This is a genomic window from Vibrio sp. dhg, assembly GCF_003443775.1.
GTDB lineage: Bacteria > Pseudomonadota > Gammaproteobacteria > Enterobacterales > Vibrionaceae > Vibrio > Vibrio natriegens.
The window spans coordinates 3,277,810-3,298,491 of record NZ_CP028943.1; the positions used below are offsets into that span (position 1 = coordinate 3,277,810).

Annotated in this window: 23 protein-coding genes; all 23 read right to left on the reverse strand. The window is 46.1% G+C overall.

Annotated features, from left to right (window positions below):
• Positions 1-55: 55 nt before the first annotated feature.
• Positions 56-1,417, reverse strand: coding sequence for a bifunctional UDP-N-acetylglucosamine diphosphorylase/glucosamine-1-phosphate N-acetyltransferase GlmU (gene glmU / locus DBX26_RS15375; RefSeq protein WP_014233410.1), 1,362 nt, complete (start codon positions 1,415-1,417; stop codon positions 56-58).
• Between the two features lie 149 nt (positions 1,418-1,566).
• Positions 1,567-1,989 carry a F0F1 ATP synthase subunit epsilon gene (locus tag DBX26_RS15380; protein WP_014233411.1) on the reverse strand — a complete coding sequence of 141 codons (423 nt, stop codon included), beginning with the start codon at positions 1,987-1,989 and terminating at the stop codon, positions 1,567-1,569.
• Positions 1,990-2,007: 18 nt separating this feature from the next.
• Positions 2,008-3,411, reverse strand: coding sequence for a F0F1 ATP synthase subunit beta (gene atpD, locus DBX26_RS15385; RefSeq protein ID WP_014233412.1), 1,404 nt, complete (start codon positions 3,409-3,411; stop codon positions 2,008-2,010).
• 35 nt (positions 3,412-3,446) lie between these two features.
• On the reverse strand, positions 3,447-4,313 hold the full coding sequence (gene atpG, locus DBX26_RS15390) for a F0F1 ATP synthase subunit gamma (protein ID WP_014233413.1): 867 nt from the start codon (positions 4,311-4,313) through the stop codon (positions 3,447-3,449).
• A 44-nt stretch (positions 4,314-4,357) separates the two neighbouring features.
• Entirely contained in the window at positions 4,358-5,899 is a 1,542-nt protein-coding gene (gene atpA / locus DBX26_RS15395; RefSeq protein ID WP_014233414.1) for a F0F1 ATP synthase subunit alpha, read from the reverse strand.
• A gap of 13 nt (positions 5,900-5,912) precedes the next feature.
• A complete protein-coding gene (gene atpH, locus DBX26_RS15400) occupies positions 5,913-6,446 on the reverse strand; it encodes a F0F1 ATP synthase subunit delta (RefSeq protein ID WP_014233415.1) in 534 nt (177 codons plus the stop codon).
• Positions 6,447-6,460: 14 nt separating this feature from the next.
• Complete coding sequence (gene atpF / locus DBX26_RS15405) at positions 6,461-6,931, reverse strand: F0F1 ATP synthase subunit B (protein ID WP_014233416.1); 471 nt, start codon at positions 6,929-6,931, stop codon at positions 6,461-6,463.
• 71 nt (positions 6,932-7,002) lie between these two features.
• Positions 7,003-7,257 (reverse strand): F0F1 ATP synthase subunit C, encoded by a 255-nt coding sequence (gene atpE / locus DBX26_RS15410; protein ID WP_002540812.1) that lies wholly within the window; start codon positions 7,255-7,257, stop codon positions 7,003-7,005.
• 56 nt (positions 7,258-7,313) lie between these two features.
• Positions 7,314-8,126: a F0F1 ATP synthase subunit A gene (atpB, locus tag DBX26_RS15415; RefSeq protein ID WP_014233417.1), complete on the reverse strand. Its 813-nt coding sequence runs from the start codon at positions 8,124-8,126 to the stop codon at positions 7,314-7,316.
• 8 nt (positions 8,127-8,134) lie between these two features.
• The gene (locus DBX26_RS15420) at positions 8,135-8,524 is read right to left on the reverse strand and encodes a F0F1 ATP synthase subunit I (RefSeq protein WP_014233418.1); all 390 of its coding nucleotides are present in this window, start codon (positions 8,522-8,524) and stop codon (positions 8,135-8,137) included.
• Positions 8,525-8,713: 189 nt separating this feature from the next.
• The gene (locus tag DBX26_RS15425) at positions 8,714-9,595 is read right to left on the reverse strand and encodes a ParB/RepB/Spo0J family partition protein (protein ID WP_118119690.1); all 882 of its coding nucleotides are present in this window, start codon (positions 9,593-9,595) and stop codon (positions 8,714-8,716) included.
• 24 nt (positions 9,596-9,619) lie between these two features.
• Complete coding sequence (locus DBX26_RS15430) at positions 9,620-10,393, reverse strand: ParA family protein (RefSeq protein WP_014233420.1); 774 nt, start codon at positions 10,391-10,393, stop codon at positions 9,620-9,622.
• Positions 10,394-10,405: 12 nt separating this feature from the next.
• Positions 10,406-11,041 (reverse strand): 16S rRNA (guanine(527)-N(7))-methyltransferase RsmG, encoded by a 636-nt coding sequence (gene rsmG / locus DBX26_RS15435; RefSeq protein WP_020333571.1) that lies wholly within the window; start codon positions 11,039-11,041, stop codon positions 10,406-10,408.
• Positions 11,041-12,936, reverse strand: a complete 1,896-nt coding sequence (gene mnmG / locus DBX26_RS15440; RefSeq protein WP_065297604.1) for a tRNA uridine-5-carboxymethylaminomethyl(34) synthesis enzyme MnmG — start codon at positions 12,934-12,936, stop codon at positions 11,041-11,043. Before mnmG ends, rsmG begins: the two co-directional genes overlap by 1 nt.
• Before the next feature lie 476 nt (positions 12,937-13,412).
• Positions 13,413-13,847: an FMN-binding protein MioC gene (mioC, locus tag DBX26_RS15445; protein ID WP_118119692.1), complete on the reverse strand. Its 435-nt coding sequence runs from the start codon at positions 13,845-13,847 to the stop codon at positions 13,413-13,415.
• Positions 13,848-13,943: 96 nt separating this feature from the next.
• On the reverse strand, positions 13,944-15,305 hold the full coding sequence (gene mnmE, locus DBX26_RS15450) for a tRNA uridine-5-carboxymethylaminomethyl(34) synthesis GTPase MnmE (protein WP_014230416.1): 1,362 nt from the start codon (positions 15,303-15,305) through the stop codon (positions 13,944-13,946).
• A gap of 133 nt (positions 15,306-15,438) precedes the next feature.
• Positions 15,439-17,061, reverse strand: a complete 1,623-nt coding sequence (gene yidC, locus DBX26_RS15455) for a membrane protein insertase YidC (protein ID WP_014230417.1) — start codon at positions 17,059-17,061, stop codon at positions 15,439-15,441.
• 2 nt (positions 17,062-17,063) lie between these two features.
• Positions 17,064-17,321, reverse strand: coding sequence for a membrane protein insertion efficiency factor YidD (gene yidD, locus DBX26_RS15460; RefSeq protein ID WP_005378822.1), 258 nt, complete (start codon positions 17,319-17,321; stop codon positions 17,064-17,066).
• On the reverse strand, positions 17,288-17,611 hold the full coding sequence (gene rnpA / locus DBX26_RS15465) for a ribonuclease P protein component (RefSeq protein ID WP_020333575.1): 324 nt from the start codon (positions 17,609-17,611) through the stop codon (positions 17,288-17,290). The genes yidD and rnpA overlap by 34 nt, the downstream gene beginning before the upstream one ends.
• Positions 17,612-17,657: 46 nt before the next feature.
• Complete coding sequence (rpmH, locus tag DBX26_RS15470; RefSeq protein ID WP_005378825.1) at positions 17,658-17,792, reverse strand: 50S ribosomal protein L34; 135 nt, start codon at positions 17,790-17,792, stop codon at positions 17,658-17,660.
• A gap of 241 nt (positions 17,793-18,033) precedes the next feature.
• Positions 18,034-18,771, reverse strand: coding sequence for an amino acid ABC transporter ATP-binding protein (locus DBX26_RS15475; protein WP_020333576.1), 738 nt, complete (start codon positions 18,769-18,771; stop codon positions 18,034-18,036).
• A complete protein-coding gene (locus tag DBX26_RS15480) occupies positions 18,768-19,439 on the reverse strand; it encodes an amino acid ABC transporter permease (RefSeq protein ID WP_118119694.1) in 672 nt (223 codons plus the stop codon). The genes DBX26_RS15475 and DBX26_RS15480 overlap by 4 nt, the downstream gene beginning before the upstream one ends.
• A gap of 112 nt (positions 19,440-19,551) precedes the next feature.
• Positions 19,552-20,298, reverse strand: a complete 747-nt coding sequence (locus DBX26_RS15485) for an amino acid ABC transporter substrate-binding protein (protein ID WP_014230421.1) — start codon at positions 20,296-20,298, stop codon at positions 19,552-19,554.
• Between the last annotated feature and the right edge of the window lie 384 nt (positions 20,299-20,682).

Below are 20,682 nucleotides of genomic sequence, written 5' to 3' on the forward strand. Positions count from 1 at the left end.
CAAAGCCGCTCAAATTGAGCGGCTTTGGTTTAAATTTGTTTTACGCTGAGATGTGTTACTTTTTCTTTACCGGACGTTGCCAGCCTGTGATTCTGCGCTCTTTAGCACGAGTAATCACTAACTCACCTTCGGCTACGTCTTTAGTCAGCGTCGTACCTGCACCAATAGTCGCACCATCAGCGATAGCCACAGGTGCCACTAACTGGCTATCCGAACCAACGAAAACATCATCACCGATGATGGTTTTGAACTTGTTCGCACCGTCGTAATTACACGTAATCGTGCCAGCGCCAATGTTAGTGCGTTGGCCGATTTCAGCATCGCCCAGATAAGTCAGGTGGTTCGCTTTAGAGCCTTCACCAATACGCGCATTCTTCACTTCCACAAAGTTACCAACGTGAGAGTCGTTACGCATATCCGCGCCAGGACGCAGACGAGTGAATGGACCAACGGTACAATCTTCACCAACGGTCGCGCCTTCAATCACGCTGTATGGACGTACGATCGTGTTGTCATCAATCTCACAATCTTTCAACACACAGCCAGCACCGATAACCACGTTATCACCAAGCGATACACTACCTTCGATAATAACGTTCACATCAATTTCGCAGTCCATACCGCATTGAAGTTCACCACGAAGATCGAAACGAGCTGGATCACGTAGCATAACGCCCTGTTCAAGCAGCTTTTGCGCTTGCATCGATTGGAATGCGCGCTCTAGACGAGCAAGCTGGGCACGATCATTCACGCCTTCAACTTCAATCGCATTAACAGGATGGACAGCTTCCACTGCACGACCTTCATCGTGAGCAGCAGCAATGATGTCAGTAAGGTAGTACTCACCTTGCGCATTGTTGTTGTTTAAGCCTGACAACCAGCGCTTCAGATCACCACCAGTCGCAACCATCACACCTGTGTTGATTTCTTTGATCTGTTTTTGTTCTTCGGTGGCGTCTTTCTGCTCGACGATAGCAACGACAGGACCATTCTTACGCACGATACGTCCATAACCAGTCGGGTTATCCAGAACTACCGTCAGCAACGCGATACCACCCGTTGGCTGGGCATCAAGTAAGCTCTCAATAGTTTCCGCAGAAATCAGTGGTACATCCCCATACGAGATAAGAATTTTCTCGTCATCTTCGAACTGTGCTGAAGCCTGATCCACCGCATGACCAGTACCTAGCTGCTCCGCCTGAAGTACCCAGTTTACTGGCTCTTCCGCTAGCACCTGTTTCATTTGATCACCACCATGACCATAAACTAGGTGAATATTTTGAGCACCAAGACCGGTACACGTATCAATGACATGTTTTGCCATTGGCTTCCCTGCCAAAGTATGAAGCACTTTAGGCATGTTCGAATACATACGGGTTCCTTTACCCGCAGCAAGAATTACAGCACTGAATTTCATGGACAACCTATTGACGTTATTTATTTAATCGGCGGATATTTTAGACAGCTTGAAGGGATAAGTTAATGGTGAAAGGTCAATTTCTAACTAAAAATAATCAAAAAGGCGACCATTTGGCCGCCTTTTTCATGCAACGTTGCTAATTGAGCTTAGCGACGCTTTTTGGTCAGCTCGATAACTCGTAGCTGAGCAATGGCTTTAGCCAGTTCACTGGCCGCTTGTGCGAAGTCCATATCGCCATGCTGATTCTGGATATTCTCCTCAGCACGACGCTTAGCTTCTTCTGCCTTCGCTGCGTCTAGATCTTCACCACGAATCGCTGTATCAGCCAGTACTGTAGCAGTACCAGGCTGAACTTCGACCATACCACCAGAGACATAAATGAACTCTTCGTGGCCGTGCTGTTTCACAATACGCACCATACCAGGCTGAATAGCGGTCAGAAGCGGAGTATGGCCATGGAAAATACCAAGCTCACCTTCGCTACCGGTCACCTGAAACGTCTCTACACGACCAGAGAAAATGCGTTTCTCAGCGCTTACTACGTCTAGGTGAAAGGTTATTGGTGCCATATCGCCTCCTAGTTAGCCTTATAGCTTCTTAGCATTCTCAATAGCATCATCGATGCTACCGCAGTACATAAATGCCTGCTCTGGAATGTCATCGTATTCACCAGCTAGTAGACCTTTAAAGCCACGTAGAGTCTCTTTAAGAGGTACGTAAACGCCCGGGTCACCTGTAAATACTTCCGCTACGTGGTAAGGCTGAGTAAGGAAACGCTCAATCTTACGTGCACGAGATACAACTTGCTTATCTTCTTCAGATAGCTCGTCCATACCTAGAATCGCGATGATGTCTTTCAGCTCTTTGTAGCGCTGAAGTGTCTGCTGAACGCCACGAGCGATGTCGTAGTGATCTTGACCTACTACTAGCGGGTCTAGCTGACGAGACGTTGAATCTAGTGGGTCGATCGCTGGGTATAGACCCATTGCTGCGATGTTACGGTTAAGTACAACCGTTGCATCCAAGTGCGCGAACGTTGTTGCTGGAGACGGGTCAGTCAAGTCATCCGCAGGTACGTATACCGCCTGTACAGACGTGATAGAACCTTGCTTAGTTGACGTGATACGCTCCTGAAGTACACCCATCTCTTCTGCAAGAGTTGGCTGGTAACCTACCGCAGAAGGCATACGACCTAGAAGTGCTGATACCTCTGTACCTGCAAGTGTGTAACGGTAGATGTTATCAATGAACAGTAGTACGTCACGACCTTCGTCACGGAAACGCTCTGCCATTGTAAGACCAGTCAGTGCAACACGTAGACGGTTGCCCGGTGGCTCGTTCATCTGACCGTAAACCATTGCTACTTTAGATTCTTCAGGATTCTCAACGTTTACAACGCCCGCTTCCTGCATTTCAAAGTAGAAATCGTTACCTTCACGAGTACGCTCACCAACACCAGCAAATACTGATAGACCTGAGTGTTGTAGTGCGATGTTGTTGATAAGTTCCATCATGTTAACGGTCTTACCTACACCTGCACCACCGAATAGACCGATTTTACCACCCTTAGCGAATGGACAAATTAGGTCGATTACTTTAACACCCGTTTCTAGAAGTGCTGTTTCGTTTGATTGCTCTTCGTAGCTTGGTGCTGCACGGTGGATAGAGTAAGTCTCTTCCGCACCGATTTCACCACACTCATCAATCGCGTCACCTAGGACGTTCATGATACGACCTAGAGTTTTAGTACCTACTGGTACTGAAATTGGAGCGCCAGTGTTAACCACTTCTACTCCACGACGTAAACCATCAGAGCTACCCATTACGATACAACGAACTACGCCACCGCCTAGCTGTTGTTGAACTTCAAGAACTAGACGCTCTTTTGAGTCCGTTACGTTTAGAGCGTCATATACACTAGGTACATCGCTCTGTGGGAACTCTACGTCGACTACCGCACCGATGATCTGTACGATCTTACCTGTAGCCATCGTTAATCCTCTAAACTATTTCGTTTTACCTAAGCTTAAACCGCAGATGCACCACCAACGATTTCCGACAGTTCTTGTGTGATCGCAGCCTGACGGGCTTTGTTGTACACAAGTTCCAAATCATCAATCAAGTTGGTTGCGTTATCCGTTGCAGCCTTCATCGCAATCATTCGAGCCGCTTGCTCACAAGCAAGATTCTCTACCACACCTTGGTATACCTGAGACTCTACATAACGCACTAGTAGCGTATCCAGTAGAGGTTTTGGCTCAGGCTCATAGATGTAGTCCCATGAGTGCTCACGCTGCATCTCTTTGCTGTCCGATTTAGGCAAAGGTAGCAATTGATCGATCGTTGGTTGCTGAACCATAGTGTTCACAAATTTGTTGAACACTACGTATAGACGGTCCAGTTCACCTTCATCGTATTTCTTAAGCATTACGCCAACAGAACCGATTAGGTCTTCCAGACTTGGATTATCACCAAGGCCAGAAACCTGTGCCGCAACTTTTGCGCCACCATGTTTAAAGAAACCGGTCGCTTTTGAGCCAATTACCGCTAGCTCAATTTCCGCACCTTTTTCTTTCCATGCTTGCATGTCTGTAACGGCTTTCTTGAACACGTTAATGTTCAAACCACCACACAGACCACGGTCTGTCGAAACGATGATGTAACCAACACGTTTAGCTTCACGCTCTTCTAGGTACGGATGACGGTACTCTAGATTTGCGTTTGCCACATGACCGATCACTTTACGCATTGTTTCAGCGTATGGACGAGAAGCTTCCATTGCATCTTGAGAGCGACGCATTTTTGAAGCTGCTACCATTTCCATCGCTTTCGTAATTTTCTGCGTGCTTTTAACACTACCGATTTTATTACGTATCTCTTTTGCGCCGGCCATCGTTACTCTCCGTTAGTTGGTGGCAGAAACTGCCACCGACCTAATTACCAAGTTTGGGTTGCTTTGAAGTCGTCAGTCAGTTTCTTCAACTGAGCTTCGATTTCATCGTTGTAAGCACCAGACTTGTCGATCTCAGCTGCTAGTTCAGCGTATTGACCGCGAGCGTACGATAGTAGAGCCGCCTCGAAATCTAGAACTTTGTTCAGTTCTATATCATCAAGGTAACCGCGCTCTGCCGCGAAGATAGTTAGCGCTTGGTCAAATACAGACATTGGAGCGTACTGCTTCTGCTTCATTAGTTCTGTAACTTTTTGACCATGGTCTAGCTGTTTCTTCGTTGCTTCATCAAGGTCAGAAGAGAACTGAGCAAATGCTGCTAGTTCGCGGTATGCAGCTAGTGCTGTACGGATACCACCTGATAGTTTCTTGATGATTTTCGTCTGAGCTGAACCACCTACACGAGATACTGAGATACCTGGGTCAACAGCTGGACGTACGCCTGCGTTGAATAGCTCAGTTTGTAGGAAGATCTGACCATCGGTAATTGAGATTACGTTAGTCGGTACGAATGCTGAAACGTCACCTGCTTGAGTTTCGATGATAGGAAGAGCAGTCAAAGAACCAGTCTTACCTTTCACTTCACCGTTAGTGAAACGCTCTACGTACTCTTCGCTTACACGAGCTGCACGCTCTAGTAGACGAGAGTGTAAGTAGAATACGTCACCTGGGAATGCCTCACGGCCTGGTGGACGTTTAAGTAGTAGAGAGATCTGACGGTAAGCTACTGCTTGCTTAGATAGATCATCGTAAACAATCAGTGCGTCTTCGCCGCGATCGCGGAAGTATTCACCCATCGCACAACCTGCGTATGGCGCTAGGTATTGTAGCGCTGCAGATTCAGAAGCGGATGCAACTACAACGATAGTGTTTTGTAGTGCGCCGTGCTCTTCTAGTTTGCGAACCACGTTAGCAATAGTCGATGCTTTCTGACCGATTGCTACGTAGATTGAGAAAATACCAGAGTCTTTCTGGTTGATGATCGCATCGATCGCCAGTGCTGTTTTACCAATCTGACGGTCACCGATGATAAGCTCACGCTGACCACGACCGATTGGGATCATTGAGTCAACTGACTTATAACCAGTTTGCACAGGTTGGTCTACCGATTTACGGTCGATTACACCTGGTGCGATCACTTCAACAGGCGAAGTCATTTTCGCTTCGATTGGACCTTTACCATCGATAGGCTCACCCAGCGTGTTTACTACGCGGCCTAGTAGTTCTGGACCAACTGGCACTTCAAGAATGCGGCCAGTACCTGTAACTTTCATGCCTTCCCTAAGGTCAGCATATGGGCCCATTACAACTGCACCAACCGAGTCACGCTCAAGGTTAAGTGCCAGTGCAAAACGGCCACCCGGTAATTCAATCATTTCACCTTGCATCACGTCCGCTAGGCCGTGGATGCGGATGATACCATCGCTTACCGATACGATAGTACCCTCGTTACGAGCTTCACTAACAACTTCGAAAGATTCGATACGTTGTTTGATCAGATCGCTAATTTCCGTGGAATTAAGTTGCATGCTCCAATCCCCATTAAGACTGCAATGCATCGCTCAGGCGGTTCAAACGACCACGCGCTGAGTCATCGATGACTAGGTCTCCGGCTCGAATAATAACCCCACCAAGTAGGGTCTCATCTACACTGCAATTCAGCTTCACTTTACGTTCAAGACGCGCTTCAAGTTTGCTGCCGATATTTGCAAGCTGCTCATCAGAAAGTTCTGACGCTGAAATTACTTCAACATCAATTTCTTTCTCATGCTCTTTCTTCAGAATGAAGAATTGCTCACAAACATCGGGAAGGGCCGTTAAACGACCATTCTCAGCCATTACCTTTAAAAGGTTTTGACCGTTTGCATCAACTTGGTCACCGCAAACTGCAACAAATATTTCTGCCATTTTTTCAGCAGAGAATGAACTGGTTAGCAGTTCACTCATTTGTTCGTTTTTAGCAACTTCAGCAGCAAAAGACAGCATTTGACCCCATTGGTCTAGTTGGTCTTTTTCTACCGCAAAGTCGAAGGCTGCTTTAGCATAGGGGCGTGCGATTGTAGTCAAATCAGACATATGCGCCCCCAGACTTAAAGTTTTGCAGTAATGTTGTCGAGAATATCTTTTTGCGCATCTTTATCGATAGTACGCTCAAGGATTTTCTCAGCACCAGCTACAGCCAGAGTAGCAACTTGTTTGCGCAGCTCATCGCGTGCACGATTACGCTCAGCTTCAAGTTCAGCTTCTGCTTGCGTTAGGATTTTCTGGCGTTCTGCCTGAGCTTCCTCGCGAGCTTCTTCTAGAATTTGAGACTTACGCTTATTCGCTTGCTCGATGATCTCAGTTGCTGTGCGCTTCGCTTCTTTCAACTGATCAGAAGCGTTGGCTTGTGCTAGATCCAAGTCTTTAGCAGCACGTTCAGCTGCTTGAAGACCGTCAGCGATTTTCTTTTGACGTTCTTCGATCGCTTGCATCAATGGTGGCCATACATACTTCATGCAGAACCACACAAATAGTGCGAACGAGATTGCTTGACCTAGCAGAGTTGCGTTTATGTTCACAACAGCTACCCCTCTATTTGGACTTAGTGTTAATCAGTGACAAGCCGAAGCTCGTCCCGAGTTAAAGGTGATTAACCTAGTTGACCAACGAATGGGTTTGCGAAAGTGAATAGTAGCGCGATTACGATACCGATCATTGGAACCGCATCAAGTAGACCTGCGATGATGAACATCTTAACTTGTAGCATAGGAGCCATTTCTGGTTGACGTGCTGCACCTTCTAGGAATTTACCACCTAGCAGTGCGAAACCAATCGCTGTACCAAGAGAAGCAAGACCGACGATAATACCTACGGCGATTGCAGAAAAGCTCAGTAAAGTTTCCATTACTATCTCCAATTTATAGTTGTTGGCTTAGTGCCCAAATAAAAAAGCTAAAAAAATTAATGATCAGGATCTTCGTGTGCCATTGACAGGTAAACAATTGTCAACATCATGAATACGAAGGCTTGAATCGTAATAACCAAGATATGGAAGATTGCCCACGGTAGTGAACCCATCCATTGTAAGTACCATGGTAGCATTGCCGCACAAAGAATGAATACAACCTCACCCGCGAACATGTTACCGAATAGACGCATACCAAGTGATAGAGGTTTCGCAAGTAGCGATACCACTTCAATCAGTAGGTTAAACGGAATCATCAGTGGGTGATTGAATGGATGTAGTGCAAGTTCTTTTGCGAATCCACCTAGACCTTTCACTTTGATGCTGTAGAAAATCATCAATGCAAAAACGCCTAGAGCCATAGCCATGGTGATATTCACATCAGCAGACGGTACGACCTTAAGGTAAGGAATACCAAGCCAATGTTCTGCTGGGTATGGTAAGAAGTCGATCGGGACTAAGTCCATCACGTTCATCAAAAATACCCAACAAAAGATAGTCAGTGCTAAAGGCGCGATCAGTGGGTTGCGTCCATGGAACGTATCTTTGACGTTATCAGCGACAAATTCTACGATCATTTCTACAGCACACTGAAGCTTACCCGGTACACCCGCTGTTGTTCTCTTCGCTACTTTGTAAAAAATTCCGAGGAAAATTAAACCAGTAAACCAAGAAAAAAACAGGCTATCGATATGTACGTTCCAGAAACTTGTCTCCTCCGCAACTAAGCCTAACTTGTATAACGATAGGTTAGAAAGGTGGTGGGCAATGTATCCGGACGATGTTAGCGCTTCACCTGGCGCAGCCATAACTCATCCTATTTTTTGTTGTTAATGAATAGCACTGGTGCAAAGATATTAATACCTAGTACCAGCAAATAGGTTAGTTTGAGGGGAACAAGTTCCACCTGCATATACATGTAGGCGACATAGAACAGTGCAACCGTGATGAGAATTTTCAGTACTTCACCTGTATAGAAGGAGGCAGCGATGCGCTTGGCAGCGCGAGCTCCACTAAACATGAAAGCACATAATGCGAAAACTGCATTGGCAATGACAAAAATGCCCCCACCAATTAACGCTGAAAGTCCCCAATCAGGATTTACGGCTAACGCCATTCCTGCAGCCACAAAAATAACCGCGCCAGACTCGATCATTAACAATTGCCTTGCAAGCTCTCGTCCTGGTCTAGCTAACGCAGCTACCATGTATTCGTACCTCTAGTAATATCCACTTCGCACTAAACTCTCTGTGCAGGGAAATTGGCGAAAATTATACGTTCAGTCCAACCGAATGCAATTAAATTGCATCAAAAACTTACAGTTTTGTTTACAAAACGACAACTTTCGCACAAAATTCGAATTATTCAGTTAATTGACCTAAATCAATTATCTCACTTAGGCCTCAAGCTTGGCAATAAGTTGCTCTAATTTGTGAGGTTCATCAATACTTATCGTCAGTTTCGCTTTTCCGCTTGCAGAACGAACCAAAGAAACTTTAGCGTCAAGCATCTGGCTTAATTTATGCGACATTTGCATAGCTTCGGTATCTTCTTGTTGCCCTTTTTGCTCATTTTGTGGCGCTAAACACTTTTTTACTAACTGTTCGGTTTGACGAACAGTCATTTGTTTGTTTGCAACCTGCAAAGCGACTTCGATTTGCTGCTCACCTTCAAGAGCTAAAAGTGCACGGGCATGGCCCATTTCTAGTTTTTTATCAGCAACTAAGCGCTTTACTTCAAGCTTAAGCTGATTCAAACGCAGTAAGTTACTGACCGTCGTTCTTGATTTACCAATCACGTCAGCAACCTGCTGGTGAGTCAGGGTAAACTCATCTTGCAAACGCTCCAGAGCCTGTGCCTCTTCGATGACATTGAGGTCTTCACGTTGAATGTTCTCAATCAACGCCATTGCAATCGCAGCGCGGTCTTCTACCTTTTTCACTAGGCATGGAACACGCTTCAATCCTGCTTGCTTAGCAGCGCGCCAACGTCGTTCACCGGCAATGATCTCGTATTGGCCACTATTCACCTGACGGACCACAATCGGCTGAATGATGCCTTGCGATTGAATTGAAGCCGCCAATTCTTCCAGCGCTTCTGGTGCCATATCTTTACGCGGTTGGTAGACACCCGGCTGCAATTGACCAATCGCGAGTTCAATTAACTCACCGTCTGCTGATAAGGCTTGGCTTTGCGATGCAATATGCTGTTTCTCACGAGCAAATGAACTGGTCGACAACAACGCATCCAGTCCTTTTCCTAGACCACGCTTAGACATGGGATTGAATTCCTTAGGTTAGAGTTAAACTGGGATTTCTTCGCGGCGAAGCATCTCACCCGCTAAGGCAAGATACGCTTTGGCACCCGCAGAGTACTTATCGTAATACATGGCAGGTTTACCATGGCTAGGCGCTTCGGCCAGACGAACATTACGTGGAATCACTGTGCGGTAAACTTTGGTACCAAAGTGCTTTTTAAGTTGATCGGATACTTCATTAGATAAGCGGTTACGCGGATCGTACATAGTGCGTAACAAACCTTCAATTTTAAGGTTTTCATTCACTACCGCCGCTAATTTGCTAATCGTATCCATAAGAGCAGTTAAACCTTCTAACGCAAAGTATTCACATTGCATTGGCACCAACACTGAATCAGCTGCAGCCATAGCGTTGATTGTAAGAAGGTTTAGAGAAGGGGGACAATCGATAAAGATGAAATCATAGTTATCACGAACTGACGATAACGCATTTTTCAGGCGAACTTCGCGTGCGAAAACTTCCATCAGTTTGATTTCTGCTGCGGTAACATCACCGTTTGCTGCGATAAGATCATACTTTCCGGTTGTTTCAGAGCACACCACTTGTTCAAATGGCGTGTCTTCCACTAAAAGATCGTATGCGGTGGCATCCACCATGTACTTATCAACACCACTGGCCATCGTAGCATTACCTTGAGGGTCAAGATCGATAACCAAAACTTTGCGCTTTGTTGCCGCCATCGAAGCCGCTAAGTTAATGCACGTTGTTGTTTTGCCGACCCCACCTTTCTGGTTGGCGATTGCTACAATTTTACCCACACGACTACCTCGCTAATTTTCCTTGCGCGATAAGATTACTAGATGACGATCCCCTTCCAACTCAGGAACAGTCAAAGATACGACATCGGTCACATAACACCACTCAGGAAGCAGATCTATTTCATCTTTAGGGTGCTGACCTTTCAATGCAAGAAACAATCCATTTTCCTGTTTTGGCAGATGGTGACACCATTCCACCATATCCGTCATTGAAGCAAAAGCACGACTCAACACACCATCGAATTTTTCTTCAGGCTGGAACTCTTCTACGCGGCTTTGGACCGGAGTGACGTTCTTCAGACCTAGTGTGTGCACGACCTGTTTTAGAAAACGAATGCGTTTACCCAAGCTATCGAGCAGGTAGAATTCTTTGTCCGGATTCATGATCGCTAATGGGATACCCGGTAATCCAGGGCCAGTGCCAACGTCGATAAAGCGCTTACCTGGTAAGTGAGCGCTAACCACTATGCTATCAAGAATATGTTTCACTAACATCTCAAGTGGGTCACGTACTGACGTCAAATTGTACGCTTTGTTCCATTTGTCGAGCAGTTCAACATAACCGACCAGCTGATCACGTTGCTTCTCTGAAACTTCAAGGTCGGTTTGAGCAATCAATGCATCCAGTTTAGTTCGAAGTACACTCATTACTCATCCTCACCTTTTTTCAGTAAGCCATGCTTCTTCAGGTGAACCAGTAGAATAGAAATAGCAGCTGGTGTAATTCCTGAAATACGAGAAGCAATACCGATGCTTTCCGGCTTCGCTTCACTTAATTTTGCCACTACCTCGTTCGATAGACCTTTTACTTGTTTGTAATCCAGATCAACCGGTAACTTGGTGTGTTCGTGGCGGAGTGACTTCTCGATCTCATCTTGCTGACGCTTGATGTAGCCATCGTATTTCACCTGGATTTCAACCTGCTCAGCAGCCTGTTGATCGTCCAAAGCTGGTGCAAATGCGTCTAATTGAGTCAACTGAGAGTATGAGATCTCTGGTCGACGCAGCAGATCCTCACCACTGGCTTCACGCGCCATTGGTGTTTTTAGCAGTTTGTTGAGCTCATCAATGCCCGCTGAGTTTGGATTCATCCAGGTTGACTTAAGGCGTTGACGTTCCGTTTCCATGTTTTCGATTTTTTCATTGAATCGTGCCCAACGCACATCATCAACCAAACCAAGCTCACGCGCTTTTTCCGTTAAACGTAAATCAGCATTGTCTTCACGTAGCAACAGACGGTATTCCGCGCGAGACGTAAACATGCGGTACGGTTCTTTGGTGCCCATGGTGGATAGGTCATCAATCAATACGCCCATGTAAGCCTGATCACGACGTGGGTTCCAGCCTTCTTTGCCCTGGCTGTACAAACTTGCGTTCAAACCCGCCATCAAGCCCTGAGCGGCCGCTTCTTCGTACCCGGTTGTACCGTTAATTTGGCCTGCAAAGAACAAACCATGGATAAATTTCGTTTCGTACGTCTGCTTCAAGTCACGAGGATCAAAGAAATCGTACTCAATCGCGTAACCCGGACGCACAATGTGTGCGTTCTCAAAACCTTTCATTGAACGAACAATTTGTACCTGAACATCAAACGGCAAGCTGGTCGAAATACCATTCGGGTACAGCTCGTTGGTTGTCAGGCCTTCTGGCTCGATAAAAATCTGGTGACTGTTTTTGTCAGCAAAACGCATCACTTTGTCTTCAATCGATGGACAGTAACGAGGACCAATGCCTTCGATAACGCCAGCGTACATCGGACTGCGATCAAGGTTAGCGCGGATCACATCGTGTGTACTTTCGTTGGTGTGAGTGATGAAACACGGAATTTGACGTGGATGTTGCTCACGATTACCCAGGAATGAGAATACTGGTGTTGGGTTATCTCCGTGTTGCTCTTCGAGTACAGAGAAATCAACGGTGCGAGCATCAATACGTGGTGGTGTCCCTGTTTTGAGACGATCCACGCGGAATGGCAGTTCACGTAGACGATCAGCAAGTGCGATCGATGGTGGATCACCTGCACGGCCACCAGAAGAACTTTCCATACCGATATGGATCTTACCACCCAGGAAGGTACCAACAGTCAATACAACCGATTTGGCGTGGAATTTAAGACCCATTTGAGTCACGACGCCAACCACATGATCCTGTTCAACAATCAGATCATCTACCGATTGTTGGAATAGCGTTAGGTTTGGTGCATTTTCTAATGCACTGCGAACGTAGGCTTTGTAAAGGGCACGATCAGCTTGAGCACGAGTTGCTCGTACTGCCGGGCCTTTAGAGGCATTAAGCGTTCTAAATTGAATACCTGCATGGTCAATAGCTTGCGCCATCAAACCGCCCATTGCATCCACTTCTTTAACTAAATGACCTTTACCAATACCACCAATCGCCGGATTACAAGACATTTGGCCTAATGTATCGATGTTATGGGTAAGGAGAAGCGTTTTTTGTCCTGTACGTGCAGATGCGAGTGCGGCTTCCGTTCCAGCATGTCCGCCACCAACAACAATGACGTCAAAATTTTCGTGATAAAGCATGAACCGACCTCAGGTATTCAAAGGATTTATTGGACAGATAAAGGAGCAGCATTTTACCTGCTTTATGCCACAGAGAAAATCGTTTTCTCGCTTTATCCATTTTAAGCTCCAAGTAATATATATATAAGATCTATATATATGATCTTTTATTAGATCTATTATTAGGATCGACCGTTTCTGTGGATAACCGAAAAATGATCAATAAGATCATGGATCTTCTTTGGATCATATCTTGTGATCTTGCTTGGATCTGATCGAGGATTAGCTGGGATCAAAATGGGTGGTTATACACAGGGGGGTAAAAAGATCAAAGTTGTTCTTTGGATAACTAAAGGAAAGTAACTGGATACTAGCTTACTTATCCACAGTCTGGTTGCTCATTTTTTAATCGGTTGATTGGCTGCTTAGAGAAAAAGTTATTCACATTGGGTAGGACAGAGCCGCAATGCGACTCTGTAAGTAGGAGAAAATGGCAGTTAAAATCGTTCGATGTTCTCTTTTAGCCATTCTTCTGCGGCGTCTTCTGGCACTTCATGGCTAAGGACATCAATCGTTAAGCAGTCGGTGATTGGTGTTGCACCAATGTCTTCCAGTAAATCATACGCATGCTGTCCAGCGGCACAGAACGTATCATAGCTTGAGTCACCAATTGCAATCACAGCAAACTTAACATCCGTCATCTTTGGCGGTGTATTCTGTAGTGCGGCGATAAAAGGCTGAATGTTATCTGGGTATTCACCTGCACCGTGAGTAGAGGTGATCACCAGCCAGGTGCCGTGATTGTCAATTGACGCCAATTCCGGTTGGTTGTGGATCGTGGTTTCAAATCCTTTCTCGATAAGTAGATCACTCAGGTGATCCCCCACGTATTCAGCGCCACCCAGGGTACTGCCTGTAATTATGTGGATCATTTATCTTCCTTATAAGCCATACTTGCGCTCGTACAGATGAGCGAGGGTACAAAAAGAAACGCGGTGATAAACCTAAGCTTAACACCGCGCGTTATATTATTTGCCGATACAGAATGAAGAGAAAATACGGCCGAGCAGATCGTCTGAGCTGAACTCCCCGGTAATCTCGTTCAGATGTTGCTGAGTGATGCGCAGCTCTTCTGCGAGTATCTCACCCGCCATATAGCCTTCAAGCTGCTCCTGACCGATTTGAAGGTGCTGTGCAGCACGTTCTAATGCATCCAGATGACGGCGACGAGCCATAAAGCCACCCTCGGTATTACCCGAGAAGCCCATGCACTCTTTCAAATGTGCACGTAAGGCGTCAACACCAGTCCCTGTTTTTGCCGACAGGCGGATCAAAGTGGGGTTATTCACATGACAGATCCCCATCTCTTCACCGGTTTGATCGGCTTTGTTGCGGATCACCGTCATACCAATACTGTCTGGCAGGCGATCGACAAAGTCGGGCCAGATGTCCTTTGGATCGGTCGCATCAGTTGTGGTGCCGTCGACCATAAACAGAACTCGGTCTGCTTGTGCTATTTCATCCCAAGCGCGCTCAATACCGATTTTCTCGACTTCATCGGAGGCGTCACGCAAGCCAGCAGTATCGATGATGTGCAGTGGCATACCATCAATGTGGATGTGTTCTCTCAGTACGTCACGAGTGGTGCCCGCGATATCAGTCACGATGGCTGATTCTTTACCAGAGAGTGCGTTCAGAAGACTGGATTTACCTGCGTTAGGGCGACCCGCGATAACCACCTTCATACCTTCGCGCATAATTGCGCCTTGATTGGCTTCACGGCGCACGGCATCAAGGTTATCGATGATAGTTTGCAGATCTCCAGCCACTTTGCCGTCGGCAAGAAAATCAATTTCTTCTTCTGGGAAATCAATGGCAGCTTCTACATAGATACGCAGGTGAATCAGTGATTCCACCAGCGTTTGAATGCGTTGAGAGAACTGACCTTGCAGTGATTGCAGGGCTGATTTCGCCGCTTCTTCAGAACTGGCATCAATCAGGTCAGCAATCGCCTCTGCTTGCGTCAGGTCCATTTTATCGTTGAGGAATGCACGTTCAGAGAATTCCCCCGGGCGCGCAGCACGCACGCCTTCAATGCCCAGAATACGTTTAATCAGCATGTCCATGACGACAGGGCCACCATGGCCTTGCAGTTCAAGTACATCTTCGCCGGTAAACGAATGTGGGTTAGGGAAGTACAGAGCGATGCCCTGGTCAAGCACTGTCCCGTTCTCTGCCTGAAATGGCAGATATTCTGCGTAGCGAGGTTTGAGTGTTTTACCCGTCACTTCCTCTGCCACCAAATTGGCCTTGGGGCCGGAAACACGAATAATGCCGACACCGCCACGACCAGGTGCGGTCGCTTGAGCGACAATCGTATCTGTAGTCATAATCTTGCCTTTTGAGCTGGGCTGTAGGGTTTATCTCCCTAGGGAGCCAGAACCAATTAATTAGCTGAATTGTAATCAGCCAAAAACAAAAAGGCGACCTTTTGGCCGCCTTTCTCAATCATTTCCTAAAGGATTACTTAGTGTGTAAGCCTTTTTTCTCTAATCCTTTATAGATCAGAGTTTGCTGGATAAGCGTAACGATGTTCGAAACCAACCAGTAAAGAACCAGACCTGATGGGAAGAACAGGAAGAAGAAGGTAAACATAACCGGCATGAAGGTCATGATCTTCTGCTGCATAGGATCCGTTACTGTTGTTGGGCTCATCTTCTGGATCATGAACATTGAAGCACCCATCAGTAGTGGCAGGATGTAGTATGGGTCCTGCGCTGAAAGGTCATGAATCCAACCGAAGAATGGAGAGTGACGTAGCTCAACCGACTCCATTAGTGCCCAGTATAGCGAGATGAAGATTGGCATCTGCAGGATAAGAGGTAGACAGCCACCAAGTGGGTTTACTTTCTCTTTCTTGTACAGTTCCATCATCTCTTGGCTCATACGCTGGCGGTCATCACCGATACGTTCACGCATTGCTTGCAGCTTAGGCTGTAGCATGCGCATTTTCGCCATAGATGTGTATTGAGCTTTTGTCAGTGGGTACATTGCACCACGAACCACGAAGGTCAACAGGATGATTGCCACACCCCAGTTAGACACGAAGCCGTGAATCATAGACAGTAGCCAGTGTAGTGGCTTCGCGATGAACCATAGCCAGCCGTAATCCACAACAAGGTCTAGGTTAGGCGCAACGGCTTCCATTTGGTCCTGAAGTTTTGGACCTACCCATAGCGTTGCTTCAAACTTCGCTTGGTCACCATTTGCAATGGTCTTGTTCGGCATACGTACGCCGATATCGCCCATATTACCGATTACACGAGTGTAAAGGTTTGTGCCTGGCTCGTTACGTGGAATCCAAGCAGCAGCGAAGTAGTGTTGGATCATTGCTGCCCAACCTTGGCCGTCTGCTAGGTTGATAGACAGGTTACGATCCTGCATATCATCAAAGCTGTATTTTTTGTAACGCGTGTCTTCTGTAGAGAAAGCACCGCCGCGGTATGTTGGCATCGTGATGCTGCCGCCATCGTCCATTAGGTTTTGACGCAGGTGAGCGTACATACCAAATGTTGCGTTGTTACCTGAGTTGTTAACTACATCGTACTCAACGTTAAGTGCGTAGCTGCCGCGCTTAAAGATGTAAGTCTTCGTGTACTCAAGGCCGTTTGCTGTGAAAGTCATCGGAACGCGTAGTTCGTCTTGACCATCAGCAAGCGTAAAGCTGTCTGCACTTACATTGTAGTGAGGGCGGTTAGTGCTGCTAAGGTCGATACCCTGTGGACCCACAAGGCCGCTTTGCGCGATGAACTGGTGACCTTGAGTGTCTTTTAGCAGAACAAACGGGTCAGCAGAATCAAGTTCAGCAGAATATTGATTTAGGTCGGCATGTACCACATCGCCACCAACGGTGTCGATCGACAGAGTTAAAACATCAGTCGTTACTGTGATAGTTTTTGCAGAAGCTTGCTGGTGTCCCGGAGCTGGGTCTAGATCATCAGCAAAAGATGGTGCAGGTAGACTGCTGTTTGATTGAGCCTGTTCAACTGCTTGAGGTTCTGGATTCTTCGCTACTTGCCATTGTTGAAACAGCAAAAAAGAAACCAGGGCCAAACCGATGAGCAGGATATTACGTTGAGAATCCATCGTTAGTTATCTCTGTCTTGTTTTTGGACTGGTGGAACGGGGTCATACCCCCCTTCATTCAAAGGGTGGCATTTTAATAGACGTTTGCCTGATAACCAACATCCTTTTACAAAACCGTGAGCTCTCAAAGCTTCTAGCGCGTAAGTGGAACAAGTTGGTGTGAACCGGCAACGAGGACCAATCAAAGGGCTGATAAACCAGCGATACAGATAAACGAGCCCAATGGCTATCCACGTGAAGGGCGAGACAGGCGTTGCCATAGCTTATCAAACAATTTAAATAATTCCTCATTGCTTAAATCTTGCGCGCTTTTCTTCGCGATCACAACAAAATCTTTGTTTGGAAGTTGATGTTGCTTATTACGGAAGCTTTCACGAGCCAGGCGCTTAAATCGGTTACGACCGACGGCAGTTTTAATCTGCTTTTTCGGAACGGCTAGACCTAATCGTGGATGAGAAAGAGTGTTATTGCGAGCGATGATGGTGAAATGAGGCGAGCCAGCACGATGAGCCTGCTGGAAGACGTTTTGATAATGCTCGGGAGTTAACAAACGTAACTCCCGATTAAACGCGTACGTGTTCAAAATAAACTAGCGATTATTTTGATAGGCGCGCACGGCCTTTTGCACGACGTGCGTTGATAACTTTACGACCGTTCTTAGTTGCCATGCGAGCACGGAAGCCGTGAGTACGCTTGCGCTTTAGAACTGTAGGTTGAAAAGTGCGTTTCATGATAATTACCTTTACTGATCAGTAGTTTTAGGTTCTTGTTAAACCCGGCGTGGGCACATGCTTTCTTATATAAAGAAGCTCTTTACATAGAGAAGGCAACCGACGCCTCTCAACAAAGAGGCGGAATTGTAATCACACTCACATAATGTGTCAATGACTCAATGCGTATGAAATTCCGGCCGGGCGATTATACGTAGTGTGAGTAAAATCTCAAGGATCAATCGATCCTATACCTTGATCGTTACTCTATTCCCACTTGGTTAAGGAATTTTTTCAAACGAGGATCTTGTGGATTATCGAAGATATCCTGTGGAGAACCTTGTTCAACAATATTGCCTTCCGCCATGAAGATCACCCGATCGGCGACTTCTTTGGCAAATTGCATTTCATGTGTCACCACCAGCATGGTTTGATGCTGATTAGCTAACTTCTTCATTAATGACAACACTTCGCCAACCCATTCTGGATCCAGAGCGGAAGTGGGTTCATCAAAGAGCAGAAGCTCTGGTTGCAGAGCCATAGCTCGGCCAATGCCGACACGCTGCTGCTGGCCACCAGATAGCGCTGCCGGATAGCTGTCGCCTTTGTCGCCAAGGCCAATATCATCCAGAATCTGCTGAGCACGAGTCAGTGCTTCCTGTTTCTTCCAGCCACGTACGGTAATCAAACCTTCGGCAATATTCTGACGAGCGGTCATATGAGCAAACAGCGCGTAGTTCTGGAACACAAACCCAGTGCGACGGCGTAAAGCCAGTACTTCGGCTTTGGTGTGCTTATTTACATCTACCGACACATCATCAATTGTGATGCGCCCTTCGTCAGCTTGTTCTAAAAAGTTAACTGTGCGTAATAAGGTGGATTTACCAGTACCACTGGAGCCAATGATAACGATGATTTCACCTTGTTTGATGTCGATATCGATGCCTTTAAGTACTTCAGTATCACCAAAGCGCTTATGAATATTCTCTAATTTAATCATCGAACGTACGCCTTATTCAGTTTCGCTTCAGCCCAAATTTGAACGCGGGTCAGAATCACGACCACGCCCCAGTAAATCAGAGCGACGGCAAGGAAAGCTTCAAAGAATCGGAAACTGGATGATGCTTCCATCTGCGCTTTAGCCATGATTTCTGCCACGCCCAGCGTAAAGGCGAGGGAGGTCGATTTAATCATATCGATGAAGTAGTTCATCAGAGATGGCAGCGCAACACGAGTCGCTTGCGGCAAGATAACTCGACGCATCGCCTGAGTGATCGTCATGCCCACCGATAAGCTCGCTTCCATCTGGCTGCGATCAATACCGATGATTGCCGCTCGAATACTCTCTGCCATGTAGGCGGCAAAGTGGAGGGTTAAACCGATCACGGCCGCAGAGAAAGCGTCGAGGCCAACCATAAATGGAAAGATTTGCGGTAAGCCGTAATAAAGCAGGAACAGCTGAACTAAAAGTGGGGTTCCTCGGAAAAAGCTGATGTACAGCTGGCTCAATTGATCGAGTACTGGAACCTTAAAAACGCGGATATTGGCTAAAATGATGGAAAGAATCAGTGAAAACACCAATCCCCATGTTGCCATTTCCATGGTTGTGCCAAGATATTTGAGCAATATCGGCAACAGTTCCAACATGTAATTAAAATCAAATCCCATTCGGCATACCTGAACGCTAGAGAAAAGAAAAGGTGGAAAACTATGTTCCACCTTCACGTAAATTTATAGAGGTGAGGAGGGTATCTCTCCGCACCTTATATTTCAAAGTGTTTTATTTGGTAATGTCGGCACCAAACCACTTCACGGAAATCTTCTCAACCGTACCGTCTGCACGCATTTCTGCAAGTGCTTTGTTAACTTCAGCTTGTAGCTTTTGACCTTTTTCGTTGTTTACAAACGGCCAAGCGTTTTGAATGGTTTCAAATGGTTCGCCAGCTAATTCTAGTGGAAGACCGGTTTTCTTGATCAGCTCTAGTGCTGACAGACGATCCATAACAAAAGCGTCAGAACGACCTAAAGCAACATCGTGCTCGATACCGGTATCGTATGTCTTGATGTTGATTTTGCCGTCTTTATCGTACTTACGAAGAAGTTGCTCAAAGTTCGAACCTAGGTTTACTGCTACGGTTTTGCCAGCCAGATCATCGATGCCTTTGATGCTGTCGTTACCTTTACGTACTGTGATTTGTGCACCGTCAACCACGTATGGGTCAGCAAACAGGTATTTTGCCTTACGTTCTTCTGTCATGGTGATCTGGTTTGAGATCGTGTCGATTCGACCCGTTTCTAACAGACCAAACAAACCAGAAAAGTTCGCAGTGACGTATTCGATCTTGTAATCATTGCGTTTACCAATCTCGTCCCACATATCCACTTCAAAGCCTTGTAGCTTATCTTGCTTTACAAAAGTGAATGGGAAGTAGCGGCCTGACATGCCAACTTTTACTTCTGTTGCTGCTTGAACAGTAGCCGCAGATAGTGCAATAGCCGCCACAGCAACCTTAATCCAGTTTTTCATCATAAATCTCCACAATTTTATGGTCAGATATACTACTGTTAAATAACTCAATTAAATAATAACCAAGTGCAATAATCTAGACCGTAGTGTAATAAGTTATTTGTCTAATCTATCATAATTACATTTTTACAAACTACTAACAAAATCGATCTCATTGATGACTGGAGATCAAAAAATCCCTGCCTGAAATAAAATAATACACAGAGTTATCACCAATCACATGATCTGGCCATTTTTGCCCAATTGTGGATCGTTATGTGGGCAAAGTTGGGGCAAGGTGTGTTGATCTCACTATGTTTGACGAAATAATTGTGAATAACTTCGATCTTATTCACTGGATCGTCGATCAATTGCTGGCGATCTTGGTTATCAACAGGTAAAATT